Raw genomic sequence first — 9059 nt, forward strand, 5'->3', positions numbered from 1 at the left:
AAAAACCAACACCATTTTCGCTTTCCGCACTTTTTCGGTGCAGACAAAACAAAACCGCCTCCTATTTGTGCATAATCACCTTTCCAAAAAACACTTAGACGAGGGGACGACCTTGAAGCACAAATCGCTTGATGATTTCCTGAATCACATTCGCGAGGAAAGCTCGCACCAGCCTGAATATCTGCAGGCGGCTACCGAGGTCATGGAAAGCCTGTGGCCATTCGTCGAAAAAAACCCGCACTACGCCGAGAATGCGCTGATCGAACGGCTGCTCATGCCCGAGCGCATCATCGTCTGCCGCGTGCCATGGACCGACGACAAGGGCGAAGTTCAGGTCAACCGCGGCTACCGCGTACAGCACAGCTCGGCCATCGGCCCCTTCAAGGGTGGCATGCGCTTCCACCCGACGGTCAACCTGTCGATCATGAAATTCCTGGCTCTGGAGCAGACTTTCAAGAATTCGCTGACCTCGCTGCCCATGGGCGGCGGCAAGGGCGGCTCGAACTTCGACCCGAAGGGCAAGAGCAACGGCGAAATCATGCGCTTCTGCCAGGCATTCATGACCGAAATGTTCCGTCACCTTGGCTCGGACACCGACGTTCCCGCCGGTGACATCGGCGTCGGCGAACGCGAAATCGGCTTCATGGTCGGCATGATGAAGAAGCTGAGCAACCGCACCGACTGCGTCTTCACCGGCAAGGGCAAGAGCTACGGCGGTTCGCTGATCCGTCCGGAAGCGACCGGTTACGGCGTCGTCTACTTCGCGCAGGAAATGCTCAAGCAGAAGGGTCGCGGCTTCGACGGCCTGCGCGTTTCCGTCTCGGGCTCGGGCAACGTCGCCCAGTACGCGATCGAGAAGGCCATGCAACTCGGCGCCAAGGTGGTCACCGTCTCCGATTCGGGCGGCACGGTCATCGACGAACGCGGCTTCACGCCGGAAAAACTGGCCGAATTGCTTGATGTCAAAAATCGCCTCTACGGACGCGTCAGCGACTATGCCGAACGTGTCGGCGCCGAGTTCTATCCAGGCATCCGCCCGTGGCATGTGCCGGTCGACGTCGCGCTGCCCTGCGCAACGCAGAACGAACTCGACGAGAACGATGCCGCCGCCCTCATCAAGAACGGCGTCGCCTGCATCGTCGAAGGCGCCAACATGCCGACAACGCTCGAAGCCACCAAGCTGTTCGAGCAGAACGGCGTCCTGTTCGCACCGGGCAAGGCCAGCAATGCCGGCGGCGTGGCCACCTCCGGCCTGGAAATGAGCCAGAACTCGATGCGCCTCTCCTGGACGCGCGACGAAGTCGACAACCGACTGCACACCATCATGCGCGACATCCACGAAGACTGCCTCCTGCACGGCCGCCGTCCGGACGGCACCGTCAGCTACGTCACCGGCGCCAACATCGCCGGTTTCGTCAAGGTCGCCGACGCGATGATCGCGCAAGGCATCGTCTAACGCGCATCACGGGCAATCACCATGCCTTGCGGCCGGGATGACCTCCCGGCCGTTTTCATTTCCAAAGCCTGACGCGTCGATGCGAGAATAGCGGTTTTCCCCAATCGCCCACCTGCCAAGGAAAGCCAATGACCTTCATCCAGTCCCTCAACGCCGCCTGGCAAACGAACAATTCCCTGCTCTGCGTCGGCCTCGATCCCGATCCGGCCAAATTTCCGGCCCACCTCAAGGGCACGCCGGACGCCATTTTCGAATTCTGCAAAAGCATCGTCGACGCCACGGCCGACCTCGTCTGCTCGTTCAAGCCGCAGATCGCCTACTTCGCCGCGCACCGCGCCGAAGACCAGCTCGAAGCGCTGATCGCTCACATTCACGAGAAGCACCCCGGCATCCCGGTCATCCTCGACGCCAAGCGCGGCGACATCGGCAGCACCGCCGACCAGTACGCCATCGAGATTTTCGAGCGCTATCAGGCCGATGCGATCACGGTCAATCCGTACATGGGCAAGGATTCGGTCGATCCGTACCTCGCCTACCCGGACAAGGGCGTCATCCTGCTCTGCCGCACCTCGAACCCCGGCGGCAGCGACCTGCAGTTCCTTGATGTGGGCGGCAAGAAGCTCTACGAACACGTCGCCGAACTCGTCGCCAAGGAGTGGAACACGGCCGGCCAGTGCGCGCTCGTCGTCGGCGCCACCTTCCCCGGTGAAATCGCCCGCGTCCGCGAACTGATCGGCGACATGCCGCTGCTCGTGCCGGGCATCGGCGCGCAGGGCGGCGATGTGGAAGCGACGGTTAACGCCGGCCGCACCGCAAACGGAACGGGCCTGATGATCAACTCCTCGCGCGCCATCCTTTACGCCGACAAGAGCGAAGACTTTGCCGACGCAGCCCGCAAGGCGGCGCTGGCAACACGCGACTCGATCAACCAGTACCGCCAGTAGTCAGTCAACGGAAAAAGCGAACCACCAAGGCACCAAGAGAGCACCAAGTTAACACCCTGTTTTCTTGGTGAATCTTTGTGCTCTTGGTGTCTTGGTGGTGAGGCATCTATTCATGCGCTTCAACATGACTGACTACTAGCCCCCACCCCGCCGGGCGCCGGCAATACACAACCCCGCCCGGCCACCGCAGCCATCGGACACGACCATGGAACTCGCCCTCCGCATCATCGGCATCATCACGCCGGTCCTCTTCGTCGCCGCCATCGGCTACGCCTACGGCCGCCTGCGCAAGCCGGACATGACGTGGATCAACCTGCTCAGCACCGACCTGCTGTTTCCGCTGCTGATTTTCTCGTCGATGGCCTCCAAGGACTTCCACATCCTGGAATTTCTGCCGCTCGTCGCCTGTGGTGCGGCGATGGTGGCGGGCACCGGGCTGATCGGCTGGGGCGTCGCCCGATTCATGGGCTACAACCCGCACGCTTTCGTGCCGTCGATCATTTTCAGCAACACCGGCAACATGGGCCTGCCGCTGACGCTGTTTGCCTTCGGCCCGGAAATGCTGCCGCCGGCTATCGCCGTCTTCATGATTTACAGCCTCAGCCATTTCACGCTCGGCATCCGCATCAGCGACCCGAAAGCCAGCCTGCGCGGCATCCTGAAAGGCCCGATGATCTGGGCCATGATTGCCGGCGTGAGCATGAGCGCCATGGGGCTGGCGCTACCGCCCTGGCTGGCGACGAGCATGAGGATGCTCGGCGAACCGGCCATTCCGCTCGGATTGTTTTCGCTCGGGGTGGGTTTTGCCAGCTTCCGCGTCGACCGCTGGAGCGTCGGAATTTTCGGCGCCTTTCTGCGACCGATCGCCGGACTGGCGGTGGCACTGCCGCTCATCAAGCTGGTGCCGCTCGCGCCGCCGCTGCAAGGCATCTTGCTGCTCTACGCCGCGCTGCCGCCGGCCATCCTCAACTTCATCTTTGCCGAACGTTTCCGGCAGGAACCGGGACAGGTCGCCGCGATGGTGGTCGTCGGCCACCTCCTGTCGCTCGTCTCCGTCCCGCTCGCGCTTTACATTGCGTTGTAACTCCCCGGTACGCGTAGCGGCCGCGCCGGGGAAAGGCCGCGGCTCAAACGCGGCTAGGCACTCTCGCCAGGCTGGCCGTTGCAGCGCAGGGAAACGATGACCGAGGTAAACCCGAACTGCAGGCAGCGCCAGGTTCGCGAGGCGGTCATCGCATCCTGCGTATTCTCGAAGCAGACCAGAAAGCCGCACTGATCGCCATCATCGTCCTTGGAGAGAGGCAACGGCATGATCGAGGTCGTCTTGCCGTAGCTGTTGGCGACGCGCTCCAGCGCCATCTGGATCGCCTCCGGGGAGTCCAGACTTTCCAGCGACCTGATTTCCGGCGACGGACTCAATCGCGCCAAGTTACCGTAGTTCGTCATTGGCAACACTCCCAAAACTGATGCCGACTATTTTTTCAGGATAATCAACGCCTTCGTCGACTTCAAGCTGCCACGGCCGCCTCGTACTCCATCTCGGCCGCCAGCCAGTCATCGAGTTCAAAGCCGGTAATAAAGCCTCGCTCTTCGGCCTTGTAGTACGCGGCGGTTGCGATCGCCGCCAGGCGCTGAGCGATATTCTCCTGCGGCTGAGCGGGCTGCGTCGGCGCGCTTTCGATCTTTGCGACGGTTTTGGCTCTGGTTTTCGTTTTCCTGGCGGTCGTTGTCGTTACCGTTGTCATGCCATGCTCCCTTGTGGTTTTTTATCGATTGGAATGTCCGTGGATCGGCACGCTGACCGGGAAAAGCAGGCTGTCCACGCCAAGCCGCCCAACGTCCGGCGAACCGTCCCGAACACGTCAAAACTATCAACCCGTAGCCGAGCGGCAATACGTGTCACTGCGTATAGGGGATCGCACGTACGCCTGAAAAAGTGGCGCCAACGCATTGACCGGGGAGGCGCGATGCTCTACTTTCGCCACCCGTTTCCGAAGTTTCCGACGCCATGGCGCTGCGCCGCGTGGCATCTCTTGTTCAACCGCCAGCCGGCATTGCAGGTCAGGGAGAGAAATTTGGCCGAAGAACGATATCAGTACAGGCCCGCGGTTGGCAGGCAGCCACTGAGCGAAAGCCTTTATCGACCGCTGATCGACCACGCCATGCCCGATGCGCTGTTCGTCAGCGACTGCGGGGGCCGCGTCGTCGAGGTCAATGCACGGGCGTGCGACAGCCTCGGCTACACGAAGACGGAACTGCTGGCGATGTCGATCCCGGATTTCGAGCAGGACCTCGATCTGGCGGCCATTCTGGAAATCAACCACGCCCTCAAACCGGGCATGACCAGGCGACTATATGGCCACCACCGGCGCAAGGATGGCCGAGCGTTTCCGGTCGAAATTCACGTCGGCTGCCATGAAACCGGCGGCAAGCATCTCTTTCTCTCGATCGTGCGCGACATCTCCGAACGGTGGCGCGCCGAAGAAGCCTTGCGTCACAGCGAAGAGCGCTTCCGGCGAATCTACGAATATGCCCCGATCGGCATCTCGATTGGCGACCAAAGTGGCCGCTTCCTGCAATGCAACCCGGCCTTCTGCCAGCTCATTGGCTATAGCGAAGAGGAATTGCGCTCAAAAGTTTTCTCGTCACTCGTCCACCCGGACGACCGGGAAGCCAACCTGATCGAAGTCGAACGCCTCAAGGCCGGCGAAGTGTCCCACTTCGACATCGAGAACCGCTATGTCCGAAAGGACGGAAGCAGCGTCTGGGTAGAGAAATTCGTCTCACTCCTTCCCGGCGAGAATGGGAACCCGGGCCTGCTTATCGCGTTGCTCAACGACATCACGGCGCGCAAGACGTTCGAGACCGCGCTCGCCGAACGCGAAGAGCAATACCGCGCCGTCATCGAAACAGCGGCGGACGGCTTCTGGATGGTGGACGATGCCGGCTACCTGCTAGCCGTCAACGAAGCCTACGTGCGCCGTTCCGGCTACCGCCGGGAAGAACTGCTGGGCCAAAATATCGCGGCGCTTGAGGCTCGGGAATCGTCTCCGGAAGTCGGCTGCCACATCGGCAACATCCGGCGAAACGGCAGCGATCTGTTCGAAACCTGGCACCGGACGAAAAGCGGCGAGCGCTGGCCGGTCGAAGTCAACGCTTCCTACTGGGCGGCGGCGGGCGGCCGCTTTTTCGTTTTCCTGCGCGACATCAGCGAACGCAAACAAGCGGCGGCCGCGTTGCAGGAAAGCGAAGCCCGCTTTCGCGCCACCTTCGAACAGGCGGCGGTCGGCATTGCCCATGTCGCGCCAGACGGACGCTGGCTGCGCGTCAACAAGAAACTCTGCGAAATCCTCGGCTACAGCCAGCAGGAACTTCTCGCCCAGAAATTCGCGGACATCACTCACCCCGGCGACATCGAGACCAGCCTGGCGCTGGTGCAGCGCATGCTCGCCGGCGAAACTCCAACGCTCGTCGCCGAAAAACGCTACATCCACAAGAACGGCAGCACGATCTACGCCAACCTGACCGTCGCGCTCACCCGCAAAGCCGACGGCTCGCCGGACTACTTCATCACCGTCATCGAGGACATCAGCGAACGCAAGCGCACCGAGGCCGCCCTGCAGGCGATGCATGCGGAAATGGAGCACCTCACCCGCTTCCAGGTCGCCAACCAGACCGCCGCCGCTTTCGCGCACGAACTCAACCAGCCGCTCAACGCCGTCGCCTCCTACGCCGAGGCGGCGCTGCGCCTGTTGCGCGTCGGCAATCCGCGCCCGGAAAAACTGATCCACGCCATTGAAAACAGCGCCCAACAGGCACAGCGCGCCGGACGTGTCGTGCGCGAACTGCTGGCCTTCATGAACCAGAACGAGGTACAGACGGAGCTGCTCTGCCTGAACACGCTCGTGCGCGACATTCTGGTGCGGATCGAGGCGGATGGCTTCAGCACCGCCAATTTCCGTCTTGAACTCGACCCCGCGCTCCCGCCCGTGACCGCCAACCGCCTGCAGGTGGAGAAGGTGCTGGTCAACCTGATCGAAAACAGCATCGAGGCGATGCGCGAAGCCGGCATCAGCGCCCAGGCGATTACCGTCACCGTGCGCACCGGCGCCGATGACGTCATGGCGCAGGTCACCATCACCGACCGCGGTCCGGGCATCGACCGGCAAACACTGCACCGCATCTTCGAACCGTTTTTCTCCACAAAGCCGAAAGGACTCGGCATGGGGCTGGCCATCAGTCGCGCTATCATCGAAGCCCACGGCGGCCAGCTGTGGGTCGATTCCGAAGCCGGCGCCGGGGCCAGTTTCCACTTCACTCTTCCATTTGCCGCATGAGCCAAGCCACGACACCTACCGTTTTCATCGTCGATGACGATCCGGCGATTCGCGACAGTCTGAGTCTGCTGCTGGAAACGGCCGGCCATGCGGTCGAATGCCACGACAGCGCCGAATCGTTCCTCGCCGCCGGCCGGGAGAACAGTCCCGGCTGCCTGATTCTCGACGTACGCATGAAGCAGATGAGTGGGCCGGAACTGCACGCCGAACTGGTACGGCGCGGCAGCCAGTTGCCGGTCATTTTCCTGACCGCGCACGGCGACATTCCGATGACCGTCCGCGCCATCAAGGCCGGCGCCAAGGATTTCCTGACCAAACCGATCAACGGCACGGAACTGCTCGAACGGGTCGAAGCGGCGCTGCAAAGCGATCAGGCGCGGCATTGCCAGCAGCAGACGCTGGCACGCGAACGCCAACGCCTGCAACAACTGACGCAACGGGAGAATGAAGTCATGATGCTGGCCCTGGCCGGGAACACCAACAAGGGCATCGCCAAACAGCTCGGCATCAGCTACCGGACGGTCGAGATCCACCGCTCGCGCATCCTGCAAAAAACCGGGGCGGCCAACATGCTCGAACTCGCGCAACTCGCCGCCAGCTGGGGGCTCAACAACGAGGCCGGCGCCAACGGCGGCGCGTCATCGGCAGAATGACGACAACAACGTGCCGCGCCGGGAATCGCAACAGTTTGTAAAGATCGTGCGCGCAAGTCCGCCACCTACTGTCTTAGCCGTTATTGGCTTTGCCATTTCAGCAACAGGACAATCAACATGAAAACACGCGCATTCGCCATTGGCCTTCTGGCCGCCACGACCCTCTTGAGCGGCTGCGTCGTCGCCCCGGCACACACCAGCGGCGCCTACTACTATGATGACACCGTCGTCGTAGCCCCGCCCCCGCCACGGGTTGAATATATCGGCACGCCACCGGTCACCGGCTACATCTGGATCAGTGGCGCCTGGATATGGACCGGACACCGTCACGAATGGGTGCCCGGCCGCTGGGAAGCACCGCGCCCGGGCTATCGCTGGGTGCCGCACCGCTGGGAGCGCGATGGCGACCGCTGGCGGCAAAACGGCGGGCGCTGGGAACACGCCCCGGGTTCGCGTCCGGCGCCACGTGCCGTCCCCCATCCGATGCCGACACCGGAACGCGACATGCGGCGCCCTCCCGAACCGAATTCGATACCGCGCTTTGAACCGCGCCCGGCCCCGCGCACGGATCGCGAAGGTGGCCCAATCCCAAGATTCGAGCCCGACCGTCGGCGACCTGCCGACGCCCACACGGCACCGCGCTTCGATCACGACAACCGTGAAAAACCACCGCACGGACAACGCGACGCCCGCCCCGCACCAGAGCGCAAAATGAACACCCGCGAGGAGCGCAGAGAGCAAAACACATCGGAAAAGCGCGAAGAAAGAGAACAAAGAGATCACCGTCGTTCCGAGCGCCGCGATTCCGACGACAAGGACAAACGCTGACCGACCGGATCGCCGCCTTCAACGCACCATAGAACACGCACAAGAAATGACCATTCTCTCCGACCTCCACGCCGACATCGAGGCGCGTGTCCAGGCCATCCGTGAACACCGTCGCGAATGGCTGTGCAGCAAAGGCTGTGACAACTGTTGCCGGCAACTCGCGCAAATTCCCCAACTGACGGCGGAGGAATGGAATCTGCTGCGCGCCGGGCTGTCCGCACTGCCGGCGCAACAGTTGCAGGACATCGGCGCCAGAATGGTCAGTCTGGCGCACCAGTCGTCCCGCCCATTCACCTGCCCATTGCTCGACCGGGCTACCGGCGCCTGCCCGGTCTATGCCGAGCGCCCCATCGCCTGCCGTACCTATGGGTTTTACGTGCAACGCGGTTCGGGACTGTATTGCCACGACATCGAAGCAAGCGTCGCCGCGGGCGCTCTGACCGATGTCGTCTGGGGCAACCAGGACGCCATCGACCATCGGCTCGCCAGTCTCGGCGAAACCCGTGCGCTGACAGCATGGTTTTCGGAATGGATCACAGAGAGTTTTGCCGCCTGATCCAGCGTACAATCCGCCCCCATCGCATCCGACACATCGATTTGATCGATGTATAGCTTCCTGATATTCGATTTGCCGGATGTTTTTTTCCCTCCTATCATGCAGCTCCCAACAGAGGCCTTGGCTAGACCAATCGCCGTTGAACAGCTTGATTCGCATCAGTTTTTTTAGTTCTACTTCTTAAATTGGAGACGTTTATGGCTACATCCAAAATTATCTGGACCGAGATTGATGAAGCGCCGGCCCTTGCGACGTATTCGCTGCTGCCGATCGTGCAGGCGTTCA

General features: G+C 61.9%; 10 protein-coding genes. 8 read left to right on the forward strand and 2 right to left on the reverse strand.

Annotation, left to right across the window (positions count from 1 at the left end; genetic code table 11):
* The first annotated feature begins 112 nt into the window (after positions 1-112).
* From gdhA to GH659_RS11270, 3 genes are all read left to right on the forward strand, one after another.
* Complete coding sequence (gene gdhA / locus GH659_RS11260; protein ID WP_153111500.1) at positions 113-1456, forward strand: NADP-specific glutamate dehydrogenase; 1344 nt, start codon at positions 113-115, stop codon at positions 1454-1456.
* Between the two features lie 128 nt (positions 1457-1584).
* Complete coding sequence (gene pyrF / locus GH659_RS11265) at positions 1585-2400, forward strand: orotidine-5'-phosphate decarboxylase (protein ID WP_153111501.1); 816 nt, start codon at positions 1585-1587, stop codon at positions 2398-2400.
* Positions 2401-2605: 205 nt separating this feature from the next.
* On the forward strand, positions 2606-3484 hold the full coding sequence (locus GH659_RS11270) for an AEC family transporter (protein WP_153111502.1): 879 nt from the start codon (positions 2606-2608) through the stop codon (positions 3482-3484).
* Positions 3485-3537: 53 nt separating this feature from the next.
* On the opposite strand, the gene GH659_RS11275 is transcribed toward GH659_RS11270, so the two are convergent.
* Together GH659_RS11275 and GH659_RS11280 are read right to left on the reverse strand one after the other, a co-directional pair.
* Complete coding sequence (locus tag GH659_RS11275; protein WP_153111503.1) at positions 3538-3846, reverse strand: hypothetical protein; 309 nt, start codon at positions 3844-3846, stop codon at positions 3538-3540.
* Positions 3847-3908: 62 nt separating this feature from the next.
* On the reverse strand, positions 3909-4145 hold the full coding sequence (locus GH659_RS11280; protein ID WP_153111504.1) for a DUF2934 domain-containing protein: 237 nt from the start codon (positions 4143-4145) through the stop codon (positions 3909-3911).
* 222 nt (positions 4146-4367) lie between these two features.
* On the opposite strand from GH659_RS11280, the gene GH659_RS11285 reads away from it, so the two are divergent.
* The 5 genes from GH659_RS11285 to GH659_RS15160 all read left to right on the forward strand — a co-directional run.
* Positions 4368-6737, forward strand: coding sequence for a PAS domain S-box protein (locus GH659_RS11285; RefSeq protein ID WP_170285877.1), 2370 nt, complete (start codon positions 4368-4370; stop codon positions 6735-6737).
* Complete coding sequence (locus tag GH659_RS11290) at positions 6734-7390, forward strand: response regulator transcription factor (protein WP_153111506.1); 657 nt, start codon at positions 6734-6736, stop codon at positions 7388-7390. The genes GH659_RS11285 and GH659_RS11290 overlap by 4 nt, the downstream gene beginning before the upstream one ends.
* A 117-nt stretch (positions 7391-7507) precedes the next feature.
* Positions 7508-8218 carry a YXWGXW repeat-containing protein gene (locus GH659_RS11295; RefSeq protein ID WP_153111507.1) on the forward strand — a complete coding sequence of 237 codons (711 nt, stop codon included), beginning with the start codon at positions 7508-7510 and terminating at the stop codon, positions 8216-8218.
* Between the two features lie 46 nt (positions 8219-8264).
* Entirely contained in the window at positions 8265-8774 is a 510-nt protein-coding gene (locus GH659_RS11300; RefSeq protein WP_153111508.1) for a YkgJ family cysteine cluster protein, read from the forward strand.
* A 197-nt stretch (positions 8775-8971) separates the two neighbouring features.
* Positions 8972-9059: NADP-dependent isocitrate dehydrogenase (locus GH659_RS15160; RefSeq protein WP_211364216.1), on the forward strand; the 88-nt coding region annotated here is incomplete at its 3' end.

Source organism: Propionivibrio limicola (genome assembly GCF_009469695.1).
Classification (GTDB): Bacteria; Pseudomonadota; Gammaproteobacteria; order Burkholderiales; family Rhodocyclaceae; genus Propionivibrio; species Propionivibrio limicola.